Source organism: Streptacidiphilus sp. P02-A3a (assembly GCF_014084105.1).
Taxonomy (GTDB): domain Bacteria; phylum Actinomycetota; class Actinomycetes; order Streptomycetales; family Streptomycetaceae; genus Streptacidiphilus.
In genome coordinates, this window is the sequence record NZ_CP048289.1 from 3,017,847 (window position 1) to 3,041,202 (window position 23,356).

The following is a 23,356-nucleotide window of genomic DNA, read 5'->3' on the forward strand; positions in this document are numbered from 1 at the left end:
CCCATCACTCCTGGTCAGCGACCAGATTCGAACGCGTGAGCCACATCGTGCCCGCCCGAAGCGATGCCCGGAACAGGCACCCGCCCGTCACTTACGTGACCTGGTCAAGGAGTTGGGACAACTACCCCGCTGCGATCTGCGTCTACCGTGATGATGGCTTTCATTGCCTCGGGAAGAGCAGCGCGGCTACTGTTCGAGGTAGCCGTCGCCCCGCCGGGCAACGAGAGACTGAGGTAACTCTTAGTAACGACCGAAGGCATCGTTCGCGACGGCTCGTGCTCACGACGGTGCAGGAGTCGAGTCCGAGAGTTCGGTGGATGGGCCGTTTCGGGCTCAGGTCGGCAGGGCTGCGATGTGGTTGCTTCCGCGGCGGGCCCGGTCGGGCTTGAGTGCCTGGTTCTCGTGGTACAGGTTGGCGGTCACGGTGGCGACGGCGTCGAGCTTGTTCTGGAGCGCCGTGACGTCTTGCTTGGCCTCTCGCAGCTGTCGTCGGAGTCTGGCGATCTCCTCGTCCCGTTGGACCTCGCCGGGAGTCCGCAGCACAGGCTTGGCCACGTGGGCGTCCCACTCGGCGAGGACGCCCTGGGCCCGGTGGACGGTGGCGTGGCTCACGCCGGCTTCGCGGGCGAGGTTCTCCTTGGTGAGGGCACCGTCGGTGCGTATCGGCGCCCCGGCGAGGAGCCGGGCCATGGCCTCGCGCAGTTTGGCCTCGGTGACGGCAGATACTGGCATCAGGCGGTGCCTTCCTGAGTGAGCTCGTTGAGTCGGGTGGTGACCGTGCGGACCTCCGCGAGACGGGCCTCGACCAGTTGCCGGCGGACGGCGGGCAGCTTCGACTTGAGGCGCTCGGTGAGGTCCTTCTCCTCCAGTTGCCAGATCGGCGCGTGGCCGATCGTCAGGACGGAGTTGCGGCAGCGGGCCGGCTCGCAGGCACCGAGCAGGGGCGCGTTGCCGCGCTGGGCCGCGGGCAGAGCGTTCTGGCACTCGGCGGTTGACCGGTTCCACAGGCAGTGGTTGATCGTGCCGAGGTGGAGGTCCGCGAACTCGTCCCGCAGCAGGCTCACCTCCAAGCGGTGGTCGGCGGTGTTCGCCCTCAACGCGCGCGCCTCCAGCCGGGTATTGACCTTGTCGAGGCCTGCGTGCAGGCGGGCGGCACCGGGACCGAGCGCCACCGCCTGCCCGCCGCGACGGGCCGCCAGCATGTGGACGAGGCGCTCAGCGGCAGCGGTCTCAAGTTCGTGGTTGAACTCCTTCGCCCACTGCTTGTCGACCTGACCGTAGGCGGCGGTCACCGCGTTGGCCAGAGAGCGGCGGGCCGCATGCTTGAGCTGCAGACCGTTGGCGATCTCTCCATCGGGTTCCATCCTGGTGATGATCGACATGGTCTTTCGGAACATATGCGGTCGCACCGGGCCCTCCGGGATGGGCTCCAGGCCAAGTGCGGGATGATTTTGGTTGACCGTGTCAATGAAATGTTCGATATCGATGGCAGGTACGAAGCCCTTGCCGGTGTCGGCATCGTCGTGCTCACGGGGAGTAAGGGTGGAGAAGACGTGGGTCTCGTGCCAGGACAATCGCTCGATGAGGGCAATGGCCTGGGCGACGGGTTCGATGATCCACCAGTGTTTGCGCGGTCGGCCCGGTTCGTTCTTGATCTGGGTTGAGACGACCGCCGGGGCGCCGTAGTGCTCGGTAAGGGCACCGCGGCGGATCTCCTGGACCTCGCTGTCGCGCATCGCGGACAGGGCGGCGATGAAGATGTAGCAGGCCGCTCGGATCATCCGAAGCTCGCTGCCACGGACGTAGAGAATGCGCCGGGCGGGGTCGTCGGCCACGGCCCGGACCAGTTCGCGCCGTCGCAGGGTATCGGTGGTCTTGTTCGGCCCGAACGCGGGATCGACGCGCTGGTGTCCCAGGACGTAGGTGTCCAGGACGTTCCACACCGGCTCGCCGGCGGGCTGCTTCTTGAAGGGGACGGGGTGGACCGGGATCAGGTTGGCGGGATCGGCAAGCCACGCCCGTACCCGGTCGTCGAGAGCCTGCTGGAGCCCATCGCGTGCCCTCCCTCGGGCGGCTCGGGAACTCGCCTTGTTCACGCCGAGGAACTGGCTGGCTGTCCCGGGGGCGACGGTGACCGTGCGGCCTTGTTCGATGGCGGCCTGGACCTTGGCCCTGCGGGCGGCCGCGACCTGCTTGCCTGAGCCATTCGCGGAGAAGATGCAGGCGTTGCTGCCGGTGACCGCCAGGCTGATGACCGTCCAGGGCGGGCTCGGCGCCGACTGGCCCGCCCGGGAACGATCGCTCAGGGGGACCGCGTTCTCGGCGAGCCATTCCTCCAGCATCGTGTCGACGTTGGATCGGGGGGCACCGGTGACCGGCGGCATCTGTGCTTCCTGCTCACGTCGCTCCAGGGTCTGCGGACCGATCCGGTCCACGTAGGCCCAGGCGGCCCGAAGCAGCGGCCACCAGGTGGCGGGGTCTATAGCAGGGGTGGTCAGGCCCTGCGCCTTGGTGAAGTCGGCTACCTGACTGGAGGTCAGGCCGGGCCACGGGTCCTCGAGATGGCCGGTCACCGCGCTCAGCACGGGTGCGAGGTCGACCAGGTACATCACCATGTCGACGTATATCCGCACGCTGCTCGGTTGAGCGGTTAGGGCCCGTGCGTCGATGAATGCCTGCCAATCCTCCTGTCGCCAGCGACTGAGGTCGGCAGGCAGGCCCTCGCGCCGTGCCCAGCGGGCGAGCAGGGCCAGTTGGCGGCAGACGGAGATGACGGTGGTCGGGGACCACCGCTGGATCTGGACGAACAGTCCGGCCTCTCGCAGGGCCCGGTGGGTGGGGTTGAGCATGGCGAAGGCCAGCTCGCGGATAGTGAGATTCCACTGGGGATCGGCGGGAAAGACGCACTTCCAGTTGGCGCGGGCGCGGTTGGCGGGACGGTGCAGGCAGTCCGCCGGCCAGGCGTCGGTTCTGCCGAACACCTCGTCGGCGACACCGGGCAGACGGCCCGGCGCCGAGGCATACACTTCCTCGTCATCGCGGAAATGCAGTGAGGACGGCTGGTCGGAGGTCTTGGCGCGGGCATTCATCGGTCGTACTCCGTTCGCATGCCCAACGGCAGGTCGAGGTCAACGGCTCCGGCGGCGATCTGCTCGCGGGCGGCGGGGATGTGCTCGGCGCACTCTTCGAACAACTCGGCCAGAGCCTGGGCCTTCTGACCCCAGTGGAGCTGCCACACCGGGGGCGTCAAGCGCTCCCGCATCCGCTCGACATGGTCGGCGAACAGCAGCAGTCTGGGGAGCTGGGAGGTGAAGATCACCGCGTTGGGGCAGACCATGCACATCGCCGGCGCCACATGGCAGGGCTTGCCGGGTCCGGTGAACGGCGAGTCTGTCGGCTCACGACAGTTGGTCAGACCCATGTCGAGTTCCCCGTCCATCAAGGCCCGCCCCTGCTGGACGGTAATGCCCAGCGCGTCGGCGGTCTCCGGATCACTCAGATGCGCCTCCGCGTCAGGGTCCACCAGGATGGGCTTTGTGGTGATCCTGTCGAAGACCTTGCGCTGTGCCGAGTTGACCGCGCGAGCGGCCAAGGTGTGGGCGGTCGTGCCGTGTGCGTAGTGGCCGGCGAACACCTGGATGTGGTGGTCGTCGCCCGCCAGATCGGACAGCGTCCCGCCCAGGGCAGCGACACGGGTGGTCTTGGCGGTTTTGCGTAGCCGCCTGGCGTCGTGCGGTTGGCTGATGTCCATCTCGCCGTGGGCGGCTATCCAGTCGGTGAAGCGGCGTCCGGAGACGTTGAGGTACCCGAGCTCGGCCTGTGGCACTCCTTTCCCGGTGAGTTCGACGGCTGTGAACAGCCACGGCTTGCAGTCGAACACTTGGCGGGTCAGCTCGTTGGCTGCCACCAGACGCCGCAGCAGCCCGGGAACGTCCCACTGACCGCCGCCCTCGAAGAACGCCTTCTCCCCCGCTCCCTCATCTCCTTGGGGATCAGCCTCGGGTTCGGTGAGGTGGAAGTCGGCGCGGACGCGGCTGGCCCGATTCTTGGTCTGGACGATGCGCGCGCCCTGGGCACTGAACTCGATCTCCGGAACACGCAGGCCGTGCAGTTCCTCGGAGGTGCAGTCGGTCATCGACAGCAGCAGCAGGACCCTGAAGGGGTGCAGGTCGATCTCGCTGGGGAACAGCATCCGGCAGACACCCACGGCCAGACCCCGGCGCCCGGCGAAGGGACCCCTCTCCGCGGGCCGCAACTCCCGCAGTTCGGCCGGCCAATGCTGGGCGTGTTCTGGCAGGTACTCGTACAGGCTCGCAGTGGTGAGGGTTCCATTGCGGGCCGCCCACAGCAGTTGCGGAACGGTCAGCCACCCCTTCTCTCGCGGATCCCGACCGGCCTCCAGCAGCAGCCGGCCAGCCGCCAGACGCTTCTCCATCGCCCGGATGTCCTCCATCGCGGCCTCGCGCAGGGCCAGCCGCTCAGAGTTGGAGTACTCGTCAAGCACCTGCGCGGTGCGCTTGCGCAGAACGGTGCGGTCCCGCGCCCGCTCGCGCAGCCGTTCGGGGATCCTTGCATCGCGCTGAGCGGCGTGGTCCAAGATGTTGAGCAGCGTATTCGCCAGTCGGTAGGGCTCGTTGGACTGAGGGGCGTACCCGGCGGAGAGCTGCTGTTCCCACGCATAGACGACCTCTGCCAGGTCCAAGTCCGCACTGTCCAGCCGCGCATCGGCCGGGTCGTGGCCCAACGAGGCCAGATGCGGACCAGCGAACGTGCACAGACTCACCACGGCCGCGCGCTGGTGGACACTGCTCTTGACGGCGTTCTTGTCGGCGTAGTCGAGCCAGGCATCCGCGAGCTGTCCCGCCAAGGCCGGGCACTGGTAGTCGGCCGGGTCGATCCGCAGCACCTTCTGGCGCTCGCGCGAGAACTCCGTCCTGGCGCGGATTCCGATTGCCCCTGGCGACGGCGCCGGGGGCGTGGAGCGCACCACGGGGCGCGGCTGGCGCTGTCCTCGGCGCGGCATCAGGCCACCGCCCTTCCGGCCTCACGGGCCGCATAGTCGGCGAACGTGGTGTCCTGGTCGTTCCACGCCTTGATCGCCTGGGCGACCAGGAGATTCGTCCTGCGGATGTAACGCAGGTAACGCATTGTCGACTCCGGGCGTCGGTGCCCAAGGAGTTGCTGCACGCGCAGGAACGCGTTGCGGGCCAGGTGCTCCCCCAAGTGGGCCGGGCTCCCACCCCCGTCGCGTATCTCCTTCGCAGCCTGCTCCAGGACAAGCTGGGTGAGCAGTTCGAGCATAAAGATCGCGAAAGTGTGCCTCAGGTCGTGGATCCGGATGGTGCGCGGCATTTCCAGCTTCAGATCGTGAGCCGCGATCAAGGCAGCGCAGCGGTCCTGAGCGGCACCGAAGACCTGTTCCCAGCGTTGGCGCCCGAGCATCTGGCCGTGCCGACCCACGAACAGGGCCATCGACTCCAAGCCGTCATCACCCTCGAACACCGTGATCCGCCGCAGCGGCGCGTCCATCAGCCTGACCTTGAAGGTGCGGCGGCGGCCATGAAGGACGCCGCTCAGTTTCATCCGGGCAGTGTCGATATCGGTGACGACGAATAGGTCCTCCCTGCGCCGGGACAGTCCCCTGGCAGCCCGCCGCACGGCGCTCGCACGCTCACTGCGGCGGTAGAGGTCGATTTCACGCAGCGTGGCGTCCTGGATCTCGACCGTCCGCGGCTGCTTGTACTTAGCAATCGACTCCAGGTCTACCAGCTGAGCGGAGCCGTCCCGGCGCGGAACGCCGACCTCGATATCCAACAGGCAGCTGAACTCCCGCAGCCGCATACCCGTGCTGATGGCCAACTCGGCCGCGCAACTGTTCCGCAGCGGGTCCTTCCCCAGAAAAGCGGGATCCACCCCGCCGTCGGGAAGCAGACCGCGCAGGCCGATGTCCTTGAGGCATCGCCACTGGTCGAACGTCAGGTGCCGGACGTCGAGTTGGGACACCGAGCCCCATGCCAGCACGTCCCGGCCGTTCTTGCGTCGGTGGTAGGGCCGGCGCTCGACCTCCCCCGTCTCGAGGGCCCAGGTGTAGAAATTGTTGATCGCCACACGCCGCCGCCTCCAGGTAGCCGGGCTGAGCGGCTCTTCCTGGTGCAGGGTGCGATCGTCACGATAGGCCACCAGATCGTCCTCGCCGGCCGAGAGCAGATCCTCCGCAGGATCCAGACCCATCAGGAAGTCGACCACGTCCAGCAGGTCGTACGTGTAGTCCCGCAGCGACGAGATCTCCAGGGTCTTCGCCTCCTCGCGGAAGAACGACGACAACGGCTCAGAGGGCCGCATCCCCCCGTCCAGGAAGAACGGCGTGCCCTCCGGTACAGCGCCGGGTCTGGTGACGTACGCCCAGGCATCAAGATCGACGCCCGGTATCGGCTCGAAGTACCGACGGACCTTGTCCGGCGATGCGAAGAAGTAGTCCACTGTGCTGCCGTTCCCTTGAGACACCTGGAGCCCGTACACGCTAACGGCCCGCCGGGGAGGCCAGGGACCCCAGCCCCAAGCCATGAGACATCCACCCGACATGGGCATAACCGTAGATCTGCATGACCTGCTCGTTGAAGACCACCACGCCCAGGGTCTCCCGCAGGGCCGGGACCAGCTTGTCGTGCGGGTAGCGGGGACGCTGCCTGCCGTGCCGGGCGGCGATGAAGGGGCTGATCATGTCGGCCGCGACCGGCCCCGGGCGGAACAGGCTGATGTCCACGACCAGGTCGTGGAAGGTCTCCGGTTGCAGCCGCCCGATCAGCTCGCGCTGGCCCGGTGACTCGATCTGGAAGCAGCCCAGCGTCTGCGAGCTGCGGATCAGTTCGAAGGTGGCCGGGTCCCCGGGCGGGAGCTGGGCGGGGTCGTCCAGGTCGATCCGGTCGCCGGTGGTGCGGGCGATCTCGGTGACCGCGTACGCCATCGCGGACTGCATCCGCACACCCAGGATGTCCAGTTTGAGCAGGCCCAGGTCCTCCACGTCCTCCTTGTCGAAGAAGCTCATCGGCAGGTTCTCGCCCGGGGTGGGCATGACCGGGGTGCGGTCCAGCAGGGTGGCGTCGGACAGGATGACCCCGCAGGGGTGCATCGCGATGCCGCGCGGCAGCGCGTCCAGGCCCTCGACCAGCTCCCACAGCCGTCCGTAGCGGTCGGCGTCGGCGGCCACCGCGCGCAGTTCGGGGAGTTCGGCCATGGCCGAGCGCACGTCGCGGGCGCGGATGTGCGGGAACGCCTTCGCCAGTCGCCCGGTCTCGTCCGGGTCGATGCCCAGCGCTGCCCCGGCGTCGCGGATCGCGTGCCGGACCCGGTAGGTCTCCGGCATCGCCACCGCCGCTGTCCGCTCGGCGCCGAAACGGGTGAACGCGGCCTGGTAGACCTCCAGCCGACGGGCGGACTCCACGTCGATGTCGATGTCCGGCAGCGCCCGGCGGTGGCGGGAGAGGAAACGTTCCATCAGCAGGCCGTGCTCGATCGGGTTGGCGGTGGCGATCCCCAGCAGGTGCACCACCAGCGACCCGGCCGAGGACCCCCGGGCGGCGGTCCTGATGCCCAGCCGCCGGGCGTCGTCGACCACCGCCGCCACGGTGAGGAAGTACGTCTCGAAGCCCCGGTCCCGGATGATCTCCAGCTCGTTCTCCAGCCGCTCCCAGGTGCCGCGGTCCTGCTGGTAGCCGCGCTGGAGCATGGCCGCGACCATGCGCGAGCGCAGCACCCGGTGCGGCGGCCGGTGCTTCGCGCCCACCTGCTCCGGCTCGGGCAGGTGGGTCTCGCCCAGGCCCAGGTCGGCCCGGGGGTCGAGGCGGCACTCCAGCGCGGTGCGCTCGGTCGCCGCGAGCAGCCGGGCGGCGCCCCCGCGCTCCTGTCCGGCGGCCGCGGCGATCCGCTCCGCGATCCGCGCCATGGCGGCCTCGGGCTTGAGCCAGCGCTCGCCCCGGTCGCGGTGCCGCTCGTCGATCGGCACCAGGCGGCGGGCGGCGTCCAGTACGTCGGCGACCGGGGCCTGGGCGCGGTCGGCGTAGCGGACGGCGTTGCCCAGCACCGCCTCGATCCCCAGCTCCGCCGCGAGGCCGACGGTACGGGCGGCCAGGCGCAGCGAGCCGGGACCGGCGTCGCCCTGGTGGTGGGCGACGGCGGCCAGCCGCAGCCGGTCCCCGAACAGCTCCCGCCACGGCGCGAGCAGGGCGGTGGCGCGGTCCGGGCGTCCGGCGGCCAGGGCCCGCAGCGGCTCGGAGTCGGGGCCGAGCAGCACGGTCAGGCCGCCGGACGCGAGCCCGTCCTGTTCGAACGCGGCCTCCAGGGCCGTCCAGGTGAGCAGCGGCCTGCGGGAGCGCGGGTCGGCGTGGGCGGCGGTGAGCAGGCGGCACAACGCCGCCCAGCCGGTGCGGTCCCGCGCCAGCAGGGTGACCCGGGGCGCGGACTCGTCCACGAACGCCCCGCCGCGCACCGGCGAGCGGCGCGGGGCGGTGTCACGGTTCCGGTCGGAGTCCTGACCGGGGTGCTGGCTGTGGTGCTGGCGGGGGTTCTGTTCGATGCTCCGTCCGATGTTCTGTTCGGGGTTGTGTTCGAAGGCGGCGACGGCCAGGTCCGCGCCGAAGACCGGCCGCACCCCGTCCCGCAGGCAGGCCTTCGCGAACCGCACCACGCCCGACACGGTGTCGCGGTCGGTCAGCGCCAGCGCCTCCATCCCGGACTCGGCCGCCCGGCGTACCAGGGCGTCCGGGTGGGAGGCGCCGAAGCGCATGGAGTAGCCGGAGGCGACCTGCAGATGCGTAAACACACCAGCACCTCTCTCCTCCCTTCCGATCGGATGCCCGACATATCCCTTTAAGTCCCTCCAGCCTACGTCATTGTTCGAACATATATTCGATGGTGAGGGTAGTAGTGAACCATCCGCGCGGGCGGTGGTCCACGCCCGGGAGGCGGGGCGGGGCTCCAGGTCGCAGGCTGGAGACATGGACAGCACCGCACCCGTGGTGGTCGGCCCGCTGGTGGCCGACGAGCGGCCCTACCGCCGGGTGATGATCCTCGGCCGCGAGGTCGGCCGCGCCTACGAACCGGCGGACGTCGACGAGTTCTGCCGCCGTGCCGGGCTGGTCGACGCCGACCTGGACGACCCGGCGACGGTCTCCTGGACCGGCGGCGGCCCGGAGGAGTGGAGCCTCAGCTGAGCCCCCGGACCGGCCGCTGAATCCGCTGCCGAACCGGCTGCTGAATCCGCTGCCGAATCCGCTGCCGAACCCGCGCTGATCTGCGGCCCTTGCCCTTCCGGTCGGGCGCCCGGGAGAATTTACTCATGGGAGTAACCGAGGAGCGCGGGGAGCGGCTGTCCTTCACCGCCGCCGCGCGGCGCGCGCAGATCATCGACGCCGCGATCGAGACCATCGCCGAGCACGGCTTCGGCGCGGCCACCTTCGCCCGGATCGCCGAGCACGCGAAGCTGTCCAGCACCCGGCTGATCTCCTACCACTTCAAGGACAAGCAGGAGTTGATCGACGAGGTGGTCGGCGCGATCCTGGCCGAGCTCGGCGGCTTCGTCGGCGAGCGGATGGCCGGGGAGGCCACCGCCCGGGGCGCGCTGCGGGCGTACCTGCGGGCCAGCGCCGAGTTCACCGGCACCCGCCGCAGCCGGATGAAGGCGCTGCTGGCGGTGTTCACCAGCGGCGCGCTGCCGTTCGACCCGACCGACCAGGAGCCGGTGCTGTCGCCGATCGAGAAGCTGCTGCGGGAGGGGCAGGCGGCCGGGGAGTTCCGCGACTTCGACCCGCTGGTGATGGCCTCGGTGGTGCAGCGCAGCGTGGAGGGCCTGCCGATGCTCCTGGAGACCCGCCCCGGCCTGGACGTCGACGCCTACGCGGACGAGATCTGGACGCTGTTCGACCTCGCGACACGCCGGACGCCCTGACATCGCCGCGCGTGTGCGGCCCGGTGGCCGCACACTTGGTAGGTCCCACCGGAGCGGGGGTGAACCGATGGCCGCACCCGAGCGCGGCACCTGGACGGTGTACCGGGCGACCGTCCTGATGGCGCTCGGCCTGGCCGCGTGCGCCCTGCTGACCTCGGCCGCCGAGTACGCGGGCGCCCGCCGCGCCGCCGTCCCGCCCGTCGCGTCCACCCTGGCGGTGACCGGCGCCTGCGCCGCCCACAGCCACCACTCCGCCCGCCACCTCGGCCCGAGGACCCTGCGGATGGTGGACTGCCGCGACCACGCCGCCCGCTTCGAGGTCCTGCGGGTCCTCCTGGGCAGCGACCCGGCCCGCTGCGACGGCGTCCCCGGCGCCGAACTGGCCTTCCCCCAGCCCGCCACCCGACACCACCCCGCCTCAACCCTCTGCGTCACCCTCCTCGACGTCCAAGCCCGAGGCCCCCTGGAGTGACCTTGCCGGGCTCTGCGGGGGCCGGCGCTGGGTCTGTCGGCGGAATGACCCCCGATCACGCGGCCTTGCAAAAGGTCTGGCTCACGTCACCGGCGTACGGTTGCCTGCTGTAGCGGTTTGGATACGGGCGGCAGAGGCGGAGGCCGTGGCGGGGGACGAGGGCATCACGTTCGGCGAGTTCATCGCCAAGTTGCGGGGGCGCAAGGGCTGGTACCAGCGCGATCTGGCCGCAGAGGTCGACCGCAGCGAGGAGTGGGTCTCCGGGGTCGAGCGGGACGTGATCCCGGTTCGGAAGATCGAGATGTTGAGCCTGCTCACGAAGGTCCTCGGGACGACGCTCGACGAGTTACTCGCGCACGCACAGCCCGCCGCTGTGTCCGCTTCGCCTCGACGGAAGGTCAGCTCCGCTAGGCTGACGGGCAATCACGCCGTCGAGGAGGATGACGAGGAAGTGCGTCGCCGCGAACTCCTGGCCGCCGCGGCCGCCACTGTCTTCGCCCCGCGGTCCGTCGGTGCTCAGTCCGCGCAGGCGGGTACGACGCCGCTGGCCCCGTTGGAAGACCTCGTCCTGTACGGCACTGCCCGCCTCCCGACTCAGCGGGAGCCGAGCATCGAGGCCGTCCGTGCCTCGATCGCAGCGGCCCGACGGGACTTCCGTGCTGCCCGGTACGATGCCCTCGCCCAGGCCCTGCCCGGCTGGATCGTGGCAGCCCAGAGCGTCGGCAGCACCGAGCAGGCGGCGAACTCGGCAGCGGAGCTCTACGACATCGCGGCCCGGCTCTGCATCAAGGTCGGTGACAACGGCCTGGTCGCCATCACCTCCGACCGCGCGCTGACCGCCGCCCGCACGGGCGGCGACGCGCTGGTCATCGCCGAGGCCCAGCGGATGGTCTCCAGCGCCTGGCGGCGTCAAGGCCATCTGGGCCGCGCCACCGATATCTCGGTCCGTGCCGCCCACGAGCTCCAGCACGACGACAGCGCTCCGGAGCCCTCCCGCCTGGCCGCCCAGGGAGACCTGTACGCGACGGCTGCCTATACGGCCGCGAAGTTGGGTGACCGCGCCTACGCCCACGCACTGATCCGCGAGGCCGCTGGCACCGCCCACGCATCGGGGGAGACCGACAGCGTCCAGGGGGTCGACCTGCACCTGCTGTCGGTGCACTACGAGCTGGGCGATGCCGGGCAGGCGATCGACCTGGCTCGCAGCATCGACCCGGCTTCCCTGCCGACCGCCGAGCGTCAGGCCCGCTTCTTCATCGACGTGGCCCGCGCGTTCGAGCAGTGGGGCAAGCCCGAGCCGTGCTTCCGCGCGCTGTTGGCCGCCGAGCAGGCCGCCCCGCAGGAGATCCGACGCTCAGCCGCCCGCCAGATCGCTACCGGGCTCCTGCGCCACGACCGGACCCTGCCGGGTATCCGAGACTTCGCCACCCGCTCCGGCGTCCGGCTCGCCTGACCCGTAACGCGCTTGCGGGCCCGTAACCGGCATACGGATCTGATCTTCGCTACAGCCTTTCACTTGGGACAGAGCCCCCGCTCCTGCTGCCGGAGGCCCTTCCAGGCCGACGCACAGCACCTCCTGCCTGCGTGCCTTTCGCCCGCCCGCCCGGCGTCACGCCGTACCGGCCTCGCACACAGTCCCGGCACCACCTCTTCTTCGCCGCTCGAAGGGAGAACCGCCATGCACCATCTGACCGAAGTGCCGACCCTCAGCACCGGGTTGGCGCGTATCGACCACCGCACCGCGCCCGAGTACTTCTTCGACATCGAGCAGGTCCACGACCCGCTTCTGCTGTGCTTGCTGAGCCGCTGCCCGACCGTCTTCGGCATCAAGAAGGCCATGTCCGACCTGCTGTTCGGCCGCCTCGACACCACCCTGCCCGCGACCGAGGGACTCATCGAGCCGGGCGCGAGCGTCCGCGGCGACGTCATCGTCGCTGCCGGAGCCGTCATCGCCGAGGGCGCCCACGTCACCGGCCCCGTCCTGGTCTGCCCCGGCGCACGTATCGAGGCTGGTGCCCGGGTTCGGGACACCTGCGTCATCGGCCCGGGCTGCCGGATCGGTTTCGGCGCCGAGGTCACCCGGAGCCTGCTGCTGGGCGACGTCTTCATGAAGCACACCTCCTTCGTCGGGGACTCCGTCCTGGGACTGGGCGTCAACATCGGCGCGTTCGTGTCCACCACCGGGCTGCGGGTCACTTCCGGACCCGTCACCGAACCCGCCACCGACGAGGTCAGTGCCCACCTCGACGGCCACCGGATCGGTACCGGCCAGACCAAGTTCGGCGCCGTGATCGGGGACGGCGTGATCATCCCGGCCGGCACTGTCCTGCAGCCCGCCACGCTCATCGGCGCGCACACGGTGCTCTACCCGAAGACCCAGATCGGGGGCTTCTTCCCGGCCGGAAGCCAGGGAAGGTGACCATGAGCGACACCACCACGCCGCACACCGACAACCGTGCCGTGCGCATCACCGGCGGCACAGCGCTGATCGGCACCGTACAGGTGCAGGGCAGCAAGAACATCGCCCTGCACCTGTACGCCGCAGCCCAGCTCGCCGACGAGCCGCTGACCCTCACCGGGGCGCCGGAGATCGTGGACACCGGGGTCTGCGCGGAGATCCTGAACCGCACCGGTACCCCGGCCAAGGTCACCGGCGACCTGTTCGAGACCGCCCCCGGCGACATCCGCCGCCCGGTCATCCCTGACACCCTGGGCCGCCGTATCCGCACCACCGCGGTCATGGCCGCCGCCCTGCTGACCCGCGCCGGGGAGGTGACCTTCCCGACCCCGGGCGGGGACGCCTTCTGCCACCGCCTCATCGACCGGCACCTGGCCGCGATGGAAGCCGCCGGAGCGGACGTCGAGATCACCCCGGGTCGGATCCGTGCCCATCTGTCCAGCGGGAACCGGCGGCCGTTCAGCACCGATGCCGCCACCGCGAAGTGGGGACCGAGCCTGGGGGCAACGGTGACCGGGATGCTGCTGGCCGCCCGCCTCAGGGGCACCTCCAGCATCCTGAACCCCAGCGTCGAGCCCGAGGTGAGGGTCACCGCCGAGCTGCTGGCGGCCGGCGGGGTCGGCATCGAGTGGGAGGGCACCGCCGCGCTGTGGGTCACCGGCACCGACCGCGTCACCGGCGGCACCTTCCCGGTGCCGCCGGACCGCCTGGAGGCAGCCACTCTGGGCCTGGCCGGCGCGATCACCGGTGGCCTCGTCCACCTCGGCCGCTTCCCACTGGGAAGTTTTCCGGACGGCTTGCTCGCGGTCTTCGCCGACGCCGGGATCGAAGTCACCTCCGTGGGAGGTGGGACCACCATCCGCTGCCCGGCTGGCCCGAGGCCGGTCCAGGTGGCGACCGGCCCGCACCCGGGATTCCCGACCGACGTCCAGCCGCAGCTCACGGCCTTCCTCACCCAGGCTTCCGGGACTTCACGGGTCGAGGAGCGGATCTACACCGAGCGCGGGACCCACCTCGGTCCGCTGCGGGCCTTCGGCGCCGTCGTCAACGCCGACGGTCCGGTCATCACCGTCCGGGGCCCGTCCCCGCTCGCCGCCACCGACGTGGCAGGCGAGGACATCCGGGCCGTCACCGCCCTCCTGATCGCCGCCTTGGCGGCCGAGGGCACCTCTACGATCCGAGGGATGTACCACCTGAGGCGCGGATACAGCAGCCTGCTGCGCAAACTCGCCTCGCTCGGTGCCGAACTGACGATCAGTGACCTGGAGACGCCGTGATCACCACCCTGCCGTGGACCCAGCCCGCACTCACCGAACTGCAGGACTGCCTCGACCTGATGACCGCCGACAGCACGGTGCCCGGCGGTGTCGTCGCCCACGGCACCTACGACAGCGCCCCCGGCTTCCTGACGTCCGGTGTCGTCGCCCCCGAATGCGGCGAGGCCCGTCCCGGCCCCGGCACCGTCTACGACGTCGCCTCACTGACCAAAGTGCTGGCCACCTGGCCGCTGATCGGCAGCCTGCAGTCGCTCGACCTGGACGCCCCCGTCCGGGAACTCCTGCACCGCCTTCCGGACGACGCCCCGGGCGGGCAGGTGACAGTACGGCAGATCCTTGCCCACACGTCCGGGCTGCGCGCCGACACCCGCCTCGACCAGTACCGTGGCACGGGCACCGACCTGGCGGAACTCATCTGCCGAGAGGGCCTGATCGCCACACCCGGCGCCGGGCACCGCTACATCAACCGCGGCTTCATCCTCGCCGGGCTCCTCCTCGCCCAGGTCACCGGCCGGCGCCTGGACGAGCTCGCCGCCGACCTGTGGCACGGCCTGGGCATGCCCGCCACGCAGTACGGCCCGGTAGCCCGCGCTGTCCACGTCGCACCCACCGAACAGCGCTTCCCCGGTGCCCCAAGGCTGTGGGGTCTGCCGCACGACGACAACGCCGCTCTGCTGGGAGGCGTTGCCGGACACGCCGGGGTCTTCTCCACACCGGCCGACCTCGCCACTTACGCGTCCGCCCTCCTGCGCGGGCACCGCGAAGGCTCGCCGCTCGGCCGTTGGCTGACCCAGAGCATGGTGTCCCACGCCGTGATCGAGCCCGGCCTGGAACGGGGGCTGGCTTGGATCCTCGCCGACGAGGCCCACGTCGCCTACCACCACGGTTTCACCGGAACCAGCCTCTACCTCCACCCCGGCACCGGCCGCTACCTGGCCATCTGCACCAACGCCGTCTACCACCACCAGGACAACCGGACTCGGCTCGCCCCACTGCGGGCCCTCGCACTCAAAGCGATCACCGACGAACCCTAGGGAGGACCTGCCGTGGCCCACTGCACGCTCGCGTCCCTGACCACGCTCCGGCTCGGAGGCCCCGCCGGGCACATCATCACCGTCTCCGACCCCGCCGACTGGACCGACGCCATCCGGACCATCGACCTCAGGGGCGAGGAGGCACCCGTGGTGCTGGGCCACGGAAGCAATGTCATCGCCTCCGACGCAGGACACCTCGGCACCGTCGTCGTGATGAACACCCGGGGCATCACCGCGACCCGGGTCGACCGGAGCACCGTCGAGGTCACCGTGCAGGCCGGCCATCCTCTCAGTGACCTGGTCCGGTGGGCAGCCGCCGAGGACCTGGCCGGAATGGAGTGCCTGGCCGGGATACCCGGCACGGTCGGCGCCGCCCCGGTCCAGAACGCCGGAGCATACGGTCAGCAGATCTCCGACGCCCTCGACCGCCTCACCGTCTGGGACTGGAAGACGGGCCGCCTGCGGACCCTGCCCGCCGAGGCATGCCGCCTGCGGCATCGCGGCAGCCGCTTCAAGGGCAGCCCTGGGTACTGGACCATCCTCAACGTCACCTTCCACCTCATCCGAGCCAAACGCGCCGCCCCGGTCACCTACCGGCCTTTGGCGGACGAACTCGGTGTCCCGATCGGCACTCGGCCACCGGTACCCGAGGTGGCGGGTGCGGTCCTGGCCAACCGGTACCGCCGCGGCCTCCTCCTGGACCGCAACGGCCCGGATGCCCGACAGGTCGGCTCCGTGTTCCTCAACCCACCCGTAACCGCCGATCAGGCCGCCCGCTGGTCGGCCGCCGGATGCCCCGTCCACCACGACAGCGACGGACAACTGCGGGCCAGTGCGGGCTGGCTGCTGGAACACGTCGGCTGCCATCCGGGCGAGGAGGTCACCGACGGCGTCCGGTGCTCGAACCAGCGGGCCCTGACCCTCACCGCCCACAGTCGGGTCACGGCCACTGGCTTCACCCGGGCGCTCACCCTGCTCTCCGACCGTGTGAAGACCGCGACCGGGGTGAACCTTCGCCCCGAGCCCGTCGCCATCGGTATCTGGCCGGACACAACAGACGGCTGATCATCGCGGTTGCCCCATCGGCTCAGGCCCGGACTGCCCCTGCCTGGGCGCGGCCATTGTCGACATCGAGACCGGTACCGGCTCCTGTCACCTCGCCGCCACTGGCGTACGAGCCGAACGGTAGCCGGGTGGCTGAACCGCCGCGGAGTCTCGGCATGGCACTGACTCTCATCCGCCAGCGAGTTCCCCGGGCCGTCCGTCGTGTTGTCGGCGGGGTGAGTCAGCGGAGGCGCTGGGCCAGTTGGACCCAGAGGGGGAGGAGGACGAGGGTGGTCACCGAGGTTTTGACCACCAGTGAGGCGGACATTTCCAGGCTTTCCGCGTCGACGTCGTAGCGCTGCGCGAAAATGAAAAGGTTCTGTGGCGCGGGCATTGCCGCGATCAGGACCAGGTAGTCGAGCCAGATTCCGCTGACGCCGAAAATCAGGAAGCACACGGCCCAGGTGAGCAGCGGGAACAGGACGCATTTGAAGGCGATCAGCCAGATTTCCTCGAACGGGGTTCCGCGCACCCGCAGGCCGCTGCCGCCGAGGTGCAGGCCGAGGGCGAAGAGGGCGACCGGGGAGGCGCTGACGCCGACGAAGGAGAAGCCCTCCAGGAGCGTCGCGGGGACGCGTACCGACAGCAGGTTCAGCGCGAGCCCGGCCACGCAGGAGAGGACCAGGGGGGTGGTCAGTGAGGACCACAGCGCTCGCCGGACCCGGATGGCCGCTCTGGCGGTCGGGTCCGCCACGCCCAGTTCCATGATCAGGATGACCACCGAGGACAGCACGCACACCTGGAACAGCAGCACCGAGAAGATCGGCGTCGCGGTCCCGAAGAGCATGATGAACACCGGCACCGCGAAGTAGGCGGTGTTCACCTGTATCCCGGCCATGATGCGCAGCGCTATGCCCTGCGGCCGACGGGTGCCGAACAGGTACGCGGCCAGCCCGACCAGGGCCGTGCTCGCAGCCGCGCTGACGATGTAGCCGGACAGCGCCCGCCAGACGAACAGCGTGCGCAGGTCGCTGCCGTAGACGTTGCCGAACAGGTAGCAGGGGATGCCGAAGAGGAAGGTGAAGTCCGAGAACGCCTTGGACGTCTCGGGGGCGATCACCTTGCGCCGGGCGAAGACGACCCCGGCCCCGAAGGCCAGTCCCACTGGAAAGAGTTTGGGGAGTGTGCTCAGCGCGTCCACGACTCAGACGACGCCGAGGCGCGGTTGCCGGAATTTCAGAACGTCCGCTCGCCCGCGCATGAAACGCCTTTTCGTTGCCCCTGGAAAAGGGAATTGACAGGACGTCGGCGCAATACGATCCTGCGTCAGGTCCTCATTGACCGACGAAGCGAGACGCTAACAGGGGCTTTGTTCGAGTGTCAACGCCGCCTGCATGTACCCGGTGGTGAATCGACGGATTCAGTCGGAGTGTGAGTGCGTCCGCCATCGGCGGTCGTTCATCGCCTAGTACTCCTGTAGTTCGTGATGTGTCATGGTCTCGGGGGCTGCCTGCCGCTGATGGAAGCTCAGGTGGCCTCGGCGCGCCGTCTGAGTAGAGTCGCGCCGTGCCCGAGTTGGAGCAGTTGGATGCTGGCCATGCCCCGGCGGTCCTGGCTTTCGAGCTGGCGAACCGTGCCTACTTCGCTGCCTCGGTTTCCGACCGGGGCGACGAGTTCTACGACCAGTTCGCCGACCGGCACAGCGCCATGCTTGCCGAGCAAGAGGCTGGCAGCTGCGCCTTCTACGTGCTGGTCGCCGAGGATGGATCGGTTCTGGGCCGGTTCAACCTGTACGACGTCGAGGACGGAACTGCCAACCTCGGCTACCGGGTCGCGCAGCACGTTGCCGACTGCGGTGTAGCGACCTCGACTGTCCGGGAGTTGTGTCGGCTGGCGGCGGCGCGGCACGGGCTGCACACACTGAGGGCAGCCACATCCCACGCCAATGCCGCGTCCCGGAAGGTGCTGACCAAGACCGGGTTCGTCCCCGTCGGCCCGGCAGACCCGGCCGACCTCGGCGGTAAGCCAGGCACCTGGTATCAGCGCGACCTGGCACTCCGTTGATCATCGGTGTGTGAGGACTGAAGATCGTGCGGTGGCCGCAGGTCGTAGCGCAGACCTGCTCGATGGCAAGAGACGTTCGAGGGCCTGATGGGCCGGATAGCGGGCCGGTTCAAGCGGGTCGAGCCCCGACGCCGGGGCCGGCGATCGGTGCTCGGGCTGCTGTCGGATCTGCCGCGCAGGAACTGCTGGACCATCGGACGAGCACCAGGTCCGCCGCTACGCGTCCTGGTCGCGCTGGGTCCCGCTCGCCATGCTCGCGCACGCCTTCCTTGTGTGGTCTCGTCGAGGGCGGCGACGACGAAGGCGGCGTGGACGTCGCCGGGGGCGTGGGTGGTCGGGGACGGTGCTCTGGCGTGATGATCGGTACAGGTGGGCCCGGTGTATACGCGCATATGTGAGTGCGGTGGTGTAACTTATAAGCATCACGATACCGATGCCTGCTGCCTCGATGTGCAGCGGTGAGGAACACTAGTACAGGTCGGCCATCGGGCGGCGGTGTACTTGGAGTTGGGTCACCCCCGGCCTGCAAGCATGAGGCGACCCAACCCGTTCAATCGCGTAGCGGCGAAGCCCGGCATCCAGCCGGGCCTCTCGCTCGGTCCGCTACCGGGGAATGATCGCGAGCAACACGCCAAAGCTGGTGACCGCTGCCAACGCGGCAGTGCACAGCCATAGGCGCCGGGTCTCCCGGATCAACACCCTGGTAGCCGTGACGAGCGAGTCGTCGCGGCGCTCCACCACCTGTCCCTCAACGGCCTTGAGGTCCTGGAATTTCTCGGGCTCGACGCCCATGGTGAAGCTCCCTCCCCTTGTCAGTAGCAGGCCCACTCGGCCCTGCTGGGTCCCGTGGTTCCGGGCACCTGTCCGACGCCCGGCCGGGGGAGGTGTACCTGGACAGATTACCTGCAACGAGGGCGTTGCTGTTGTCATTGAGTGGCGAATCCCTGGCGCGGCATGGCGATTCGCAGCTCAGGCCTCCGGCTCGTCGGACGGGGGAAGGGTATTGAACTCGTTCGACGGCATGGCCTCCTCGATCCAGTCGTCCTGCCAGTCATATAGCCACTCGGTACGTATCCGTACCGTCTCCGCCCACGGGAAGACCCCCGGGGTGAGTTCCAAGACCCGGTTCTTGATCATGCCGACGGCCCGCTCGACCTTCGAGTAGGCGATGTTGCGGCCCAGCTTCCGGTTGACATGGAACTGGAAGGTGATCCGCAGAACCCGTGGTGTGTCCGCCATGTTGGCTCCCCCTGTCCCTGTCTGTCTCACGAGACCAGCTCAACTCTCGTGAAATATAAGGGACTTTGACGAGACAGGCTCGATCCGGTCGAGTGCTCCCATCGGTCCTCGGGCTTCGGTGGCGCTGTCTGGCTTCGTGCGCGCAGGGGCATCCGCAGGAGGATCGCGAAGATGGACGTCCCGGGCTGCGGGGACGAGCGTCCGGCGGTTGCAGCGCGCCGAGCAGCAGGTCGCTGAGCTGGTGGCGTCCATCGCGGCGATGGGGGACCCGCCGTACCCGGAGAGCACGCTGGCGGAGCTGCGGGACGTGTTCGACGCCCGGGAGCGGGCGAAGCTGAGGTACCTGCGGGTCGCCCTCGAATGGGACGATCCCGAAGAGCCGTGAGGGGGCGGGCCGTGCCACCGCCGAGTGGCGGCCCGGCCCGCCCCGGCCTACGCCAGCTTGCTCGCGGCCGCCGGTCGCGGAAGCGCGGTCGACGGAACGGGTGCCGTCACCTGGGTCCGCACGAACGCGGACACCACCGCCGACGCCAGCGACATCACCATGGCCTGCTGGTCGGCCGACCAGTGCAGGCCGAAGCCCACACCCAACGCCATGACCGCCTGCACCAGGCCCAGAATCGCCCCTGACACGCCGTCATGTGTCGACACCGCCACCAGCAGCCCGGCGGCCGCGACCACCACGGCGTTCACCACGGACTGCTGATCCGGCGACAGGTGGAACACCAGCGCACACAGGGACTTCACGGCGATCTCCGCCAGCGCCAACCACAGCACCGGCTCCCTGCCCAGGATCTTGCCCACGACCACTCCCTCCACCAGGCCAACACCGTGACCTACGATCTGCCCCCAAGTGGCACGAGCATGCCGGCCAACACCCGGCGGCGGGGTGCAGCGTGCTGCCTGTGTGCCTTGGTCAGCGCGCAAGCGAGGCGGTCAGAAACTCCTGCACCGGTTCGAAGAGCCCGTACGGGACGTACTCGGGGATGTCGGCCAGGGCTACCCACGCGAACGCGTCCAACTCTTCCGTGTCGACCACCTCGGCGACGCCGCTGACGACTTCGCACGCCGTGTACGACATCAGCCGACCGGTCTTCGGGTGCACCCGTTCGCCGAGCAGCTTGATTGCCTTCACGGTCAGCCCGGTCTCCTCCTGGGTCTCCCGTACGGCAGCCTGCTCAGACGACTCGCCTCCCTCGATCTCACCGGCTGGGAACTGCCAGGAAAGCTGCCCCTCACTGACCCGGCGGCGGACCATCAGCACTCGCCCGGCGTCCGTCACGATGGCTGCGGCAATCCCCGGCCGCTCTTCAGCAGCCTGCTCAGTCATGTGTGCTCTCCTCCAGGGCTGTCCATGGGGATGAAGCGGGTCAGGGCTTTTCGGAACCGACATGACGTCCATGTTCTCCACCGCGCCACTGTTGATCGCCTCTCCGGTCGGGTACGCAGAGGAAGTGCTCACACATCACGCTACGTCGCCGGGCATGAGGTACGGCCGCTTCCGGCGCGGCAGGTCGGTCCGGTCCATGTAGGTCTCGATGCGGATGGTGGTCTGGTCGTTGAGGGGGATGACGACGTCGGCGAGGCGTCGGATGATCTCGGTTTCGACGCTTTCACTGTGCCGGTCGAGGTCGAACGGCGGCCCGTCGAGGTGCACGACCTCCAGCGTCAGGGTCCAGGGGAATCGGGGTTCAGGGGCAGTCGCCATGGGCGGATCTCCAGGATGGCTGGTCGATTGTGGAGCGGGAGTGATCCGTCATGCGGGGTATGCCGTCGGCTACGTGCGAGTGAACCGGCTTTCCCCGCGTACAGTCGGTGACGAAGCATCACCAATACAGAACAGCCTACCCAGTTACCTAGGTAAGTCAAGGGTAAAGGTGAACCCCTGCCGAGCGACGGGCAGGGGTTCGGTCGGCAGGGGTGCGGTCTACAGCGCGTACTCCTCCACTCGCGCCCATCGGCCGCTCGGCGTGATGCCCACCTCGTAAGCCAATGGCTCGCCATTTGCGTCGAAGACCGTGTGCCGGGTCTCCGATACCGCCTCGGGGGCCTCCAGTTGGAGCAGTTGCAGTTCCTCGTGCGTCGCCAGTCGGGCGGTCCACACATCCTGACCGGACGACGGGCGACGTCCCGTCTGTACCTCCAGGTAGCGGGTCGTACCTTCGCGGATTCGCTCGCGCAGCAACAGGCGCGGGCAGCGGTCGGCCAACTCGGCGCTGAACCACGAGACCGAGGTCGCGGTCGGCAGCTGTCCCTCCAGGGTGACGCGCTGGCGTCGGATCACCGCAGCTCCTGGTTCGATGCCGAGGGCCGAGGCCACTTCCTCCGGTGCCTCGACCCTTTCTGCGGCCACGATCACGGCGTGTTCTCCCGCCGTGTAGACGTTTCCGGTCTTCTGGGCGATCTGATACCGCTCGCCTGCGGTGCGGGCGAGCAGTGCGCGCTCCCGGACGAACGTTCCGGCACCTTGGCGGCTCTCGACCAGCCCTTCCTGGCGTAGCAGGGCGATGGCGCGCTCGGCTGTCGCCTTGGCCACCTGCCAGGTCTGGGAAAGCTCCGGGACGGACGGGACGGTGTCGCCGGGTGCGAGTTCGCCCCGGACGATCTGGCCACGTAGATGCTGTGCGATCTGCTCGTATTTGGGCAGTGCCATGAGAACCCCTCGATCAACTTTCCTAGGTAACTGTTCCAGGTTCGCACTGGCGCAGGACACGGTCAAGGTTGGTGCCTCGGCCGTGGTCGTGTCCCGAGCGGCGCTCTTCGCTCGCTTAACCCCCCTCCCTGGCAAGGGAGATAGCGAGACGGGATCGATTGTGCCCAGGGCTGCTCCAGAGCCTGCTCGCGGTTCCGTTCGAACCCCCGGCTACGTGCATTTCGATCGTGGACACTCGGAGATATTCACGAGGAGGGAAGTTCGAGTTGCTTGACTCCATGGGACGCATGGACACGGCTGCTGCCCCTGATTCACGGACTCTTGACGGACTGTCATGATGGCGTAAGAGTGTGCAAGTCCGCGAAAGTGCCTTGCACCTGGAGGGGATCATGACGCTACGTTTCATCGGGATCGACCCGGAGACCAACGGGAACGGCTCGTCGACGTTCTGGATCGACGAGGACTCCAGGGAGATCATCGCGCAGGGATACATCGCCGGGGAGGCACTGAGGCAGAAGGTCGCACAGACCCCTGCCCCGGGCCACGAGGCGGGTATCCCCGAGGGCGAGGACATCATCCGTATCCCGGTCCGCTTGGTGCCGGTGCTCCGAAAGGTATGCGATGCCGCAGAACGAATGGGCTTGGGCTGAACCGTTCCGCGCGGCCCGCGCCTCCGCTGTGCACCTGGAGATGAGGGACCTGTACGCGGTCGGTGACGAGTCCGGTCCGTACGATCGGTGGCGCGAGACCGGGGAGGCCGACACCGACCCCGACTCGGACATGTGGCGTCCCTGGACGACCGTCGCCAGGGAGATGAACGCCGGCGGCGTCCTGATGCGTCGGGCCCGCATCGTCTCCGAGCCGGTCACCGACTACATCAGGTACGAACACGCCGGTACCGGCGTGAACCTCGCAGTCGGCGAACTGGTTCGCTGGCTCCCCAGGCGACTGGCCTCGGACCTCGCGCTGCCCGGAAACGACTTCTGGCTGTTCGACGACGCCACTGTCGTGTTCAACTACTTCACCGGGAAAGGCGACTGGGCCGAGTCCGGTACCGAGACCACCACCGACCCGGCTGTGGTGCGGCTGTGCCGCGACGCCTTCGAGTCCGTGTGGGCGCGGGCGACCCCGCACGAGGAATACAGGATCCGCTGAGCTGAGCACCAGGAACC

General features: G+C 69.1%; 23 protein-coding genes and 1 pseudogene. 12 read left to right on the forward strand and 12 right to left on the reverse strand.

Translation table 11 applies throughout. The features are described 5' to 3' along the window. Positions 1–333: 333 nt before the first annotated feature. From GXP74_RS13685 to GXP74_RS13705, 5 genes and pseudogenes are all read right to left on the reverse strand, one after another. The gene (locus GXP74_RS13685) at positions 334–732 is read right to left on the reverse strand and encodes a hypothetical protein (RefSeq protein WP_182451767.1); all 399 of its coding nucleotides are present in this window, start codon (positions 730–732) and stop codon (positions 334–336) included. Beyond that, entirely contained in the window at positions 732–3,089 is a 2,358-nt protein-coding gene (locus GXP74_RS13690; RefSeq protein WP_182451768.1) for a hypothetical protein, read from the reverse strand. The genes GXP74_RS13685 and GXP74_RS13690 overlap by 1 nt, the downstream gene beginning before the upstream one ends. After that, the gene (locus GXP74_RS13695) at positions 3,086–4,990 is read right to left on the reverse strand and encodes a hypothetical protein (RefSeq protein WP_182451769.1); all 1,905 of its coding nucleotides are present in this window, start codon (positions 4,988–4,990) and stop codon (positions 3,086–3,088) included. The genes GXP74_RS13690 and GXP74_RS13695 overlap by 4 nt, the downstream gene beginning before the upstream one ends. 32 nt (positions 4,991–5,022) lie before the next feature. Further along, positions 5,023–6,480, reverse strand: coding sequence for a site-specific integrase (locus GXP74_RS13700; protein WP_225447910.1), 1,458 nt, complete (start codon positions 6,478–6,480; stop codon positions 5,023–5,025). A gap of 115 nt (positions 6,481–6,595) precedes the next feature. Continuing rightward, a pseudogene (locus tag GXP74_RS13705) lies at positions 6,596–8,782 on the reverse strand (PHP domain-containing protein); the annotation flags it as partial. A gap of 211 nt (positions 8,783–8,993) precedes the next feature. Between GXP74_RS13705 and GXP74_RS13710 the strand changes: the two are divergent. From GXP74_RS13710 to GXP74_RS13745, 8 genes are all read left to right on the forward strand, one after another. Then, positions 8,994–9,209 (forward strand): hypothetical protein, encoded by a 216-nt coding sequence (locus GXP74_RS13710; RefSeq protein ID WP_182451772.1) that lies wholly within the window; start codon positions 8,994–8,996, stop codon positions 9,207–9,209. A gap of 125 nt (positions 9,210–9,334) precedes the next feature. After that, a complete protein-coding gene (locus GXP74_RS13715) occupies positions 9,335–9,943 on the forward strand; it encodes a TetR family transcriptional regulator (protein WP_225447911.1) in 609 nt (202 codons plus the stop codon). Positions 9,944–10,010: 67 nt separating this feature from the next. After that, complete coding sequence (locus GXP74_RS13720) at positions 10,011–10,415, forward strand: hypothetical protein (protein WP_182451773.1); 405 nt, start codon at positions 10,011–10,013, stop codon at positions 10,413–10,415. Between the two features lie 145 nt (positions 10,416–10,560). Next, positions 10,561–11,868: a helix-turn-helix transcriptional regulator gene (locus GXP74_RS13725; RefSeq protein ID WP_182451774.1), complete on the forward strand. Its 1,308-nt coding sequence runs from the start codon at positions 10,561–10,563 to the stop codon at positions 11,866–11,868. Positions 11,869–12,093: 225 nt separating this feature from the next. After that, complete coding sequence (locus GXP74_RS13730; protein WP_182451775.1) at positions 12,094–12,834, forward strand: hypothetical protein; 741 nt, start codon at positions 12,094–12,096, stop codon at positions 12,832–12,834. 2 nt (positions 12,835–12,836) lie between these two features. Next, the gene (locus tag GXP74_RS13735) at positions 12,837–14,150 is read left to right on the forward strand and encodes a UDP-N-acetylglucosamine 1-carboxyvinyltransferase (RefSeq protein WP_182451776.1); all 1,314 of its coding nucleotides are present in this window, start codon (positions 12,837–12,839) and stop codon (positions 14,148–14,150) included. Continuing rightward, the gene (locus GXP74_RS13740) at positions 14,147–15,184 is read left to right on the forward strand and encodes a serine hydrolase (protein ID WP_225447912.1); all 1,038 of its coding nucleotides are present in this window, start codon (positions 14,147–14,149) and stop codon (positions 15,182–15,184) included. The genes GXP74_RS13735 and GXP74_RS13740 overlap by 4 nt, the downstream gene beginning before the upstream one ends. A gap of 12 nt (positions 15,185–15,196) precedes the next feature. Continuing rightward, on the forward strand, positions 15,197–16,249 hold the full coding sequence (locus GXP74_RS13745) for a UDP-N-acetylmuramate dehydrogenase (RefSeq protein WP_182451777.1): 1,053 nt from the start codon (positions 15,197–15,199) through the stop codon (positions 16,247–16,249). Positions 16,250–16,469: 220 nt separating this feature from the next. Here GXP74_RS13745 and GXP74_RS13750 read toward each other — a convergent pair whose 3' ends face one another. After that, the gene (locus GXP74_RS13750) at positions 16,470–17,393 is read right to left on the reverse strand and encodes an AEC family transporter (protein ID WP_225447913.1); all 924 of its coding nucleotides are present in this window, start codon (positions 17,391–17,393) and stop codon (positions 16,470–16,472) included. A 401-nt stretch (positions 17,394–17,794) separates the two neighbouring features. Between GXP74_RS13750 and GXP74_RS13755 the strand changes: the two genes are divergently transcribed. Further along, the gene (locus GXP74_RS13755; RefSeq protein ID WP_182451779.1) at positions 17,795–18,292 is read left to right on the forward strand and encodes a GNAT family N-acetyltransferase; all 498 of its coding nucleotides are present in this window, start codon (positions 17,795–17,797) and stop codon (positions 18,290–18,292) included. 603 nt (positions 18,293–18,895) lie between these two features. Here the strand turns inward: GXP74_RS13755 and GXP74_RS13760 are convergent. Beyond that, positions 18,896–19,084: a hypothetical protein gene (locus GXP74_RS13760; protein WP_182451780.1), complete on the reverse strand. Its 189-nt coding sequence runs from the start codon at positions 19,082–19,084 to the stop codon at positions 18,896–18,898. 177 nt (positions 19,085–19,261) lie between these two features. Continuing rightward, positions 19,262–19,531, reverse strand: coding sequence for a hypothetical protein (locus GXP74_RS13765; RefSeq protein WP_182451781.1), 270 nt, complete (start codon positions 19,529–19,531; stop codon positions 19,262–19,264). Positions 19,532–19,739: 208 nt separating this feature from the next. Between GXP74_RS13765 and GXP74_RS13770 the strand changes: the two genes are divergently transcribed. Next, on the forward strand, positions 19,740–19,916 hold the full coding sequence (locus tag GXP74_RS13770; protein WP_182451782.1) for a hypothetical protein: 177 nt from the start codon (positions 19,740–19,742) through the stop codon (positions 19,914–19,916). A 47-nt stretch (positions 19,917–19,963) separates the two neighbouring features. Here the strand turns inward: GXP74_RS13770 and GXP74_RS13775 are convergent, their stop codons facing one another. The 4 genes from GXP74_RS13775 to GXP74_RS13790 form a co-directional block, all read right to left on the reverse strand. Next, positions 19,964–20,335 (reverse strand): hypothetical protein, encoded by a 372-nt coding sequence (locus GXP74_RS13775; RefSeq protein ID WP_182451783.1) that lies wholly within the window; start codon positions 20,333–20,335, stop codon positions 19,964–19,966. Between the two features lie 112 nt (positions 20,336–20,447). Continuing rightward, the gene (locus GXP74_RS13780) at positions 20,448–20,861 is read right to left on the reverse strand and encodes an NUDIX hydrolase (RefSeq protein WP_182451784.1); all 414 of its coding nucleotides are present in this window, start codon (positions 20,859–20,861) and stop codon (positions 20,448–20,450) included. A 135-nt stretch (positions 20,862–20,996) separates the two neighbouring features. Further along, positions 20,997–21,239 carry a hypothetical protein gene (locus tag GXP74_RS13785; protein ID WP_182451785.1) on the reverse strand — a complete coding sequence of 81 codons (243 nt, stop codon included), beginning with the start codon at positions 21,237–21,239 and terminating at the stop codon, positions 20,997–20,999. Between the two features lie 219 nt (positions 21,240–21,458). Then, on the reverse strand, positions 21,459–22,184 hold the full coding sequence (locus tag GXP74_RS13790; RefSeq protein ID WP_182451786.1) for a GntR family transcriptional regulator: 726 nt from the start codon (positions 22,182–22,184) through the stop codon (positions 21,459–21,461). A 389-nt stretch (positions 22,185–22,573) separates the two neighbouring features. Here GXP74_RS13790 and GXP74_RS13795 point away from each other — a divergent pair, with 389 nt between their 5' ends. After that, entirely contained in the window at positions 22,574–22,834 is a 261-nt protein-coding gene (locus GXP74_RS13795) for a hypothetical protein (RefSeq protein WP_182451787.1), read from the forward strand. Further along, positions 22,806–23,339, forward strand: a complete 534-nt coding sequence (locus GXP74_RS13800; protein ID WP_182451788.1) for a DUF6879 family protein — start codon at positions 22,806–22,808, stop codon at positions 23,337–23,339. Before GXP74_RS13795 ends, GXP74_RS13800 begins: the two co-directional genes overlap by 29 nt. Positions 23,340–23,356 lie beyond the last annotated feature (17 nt).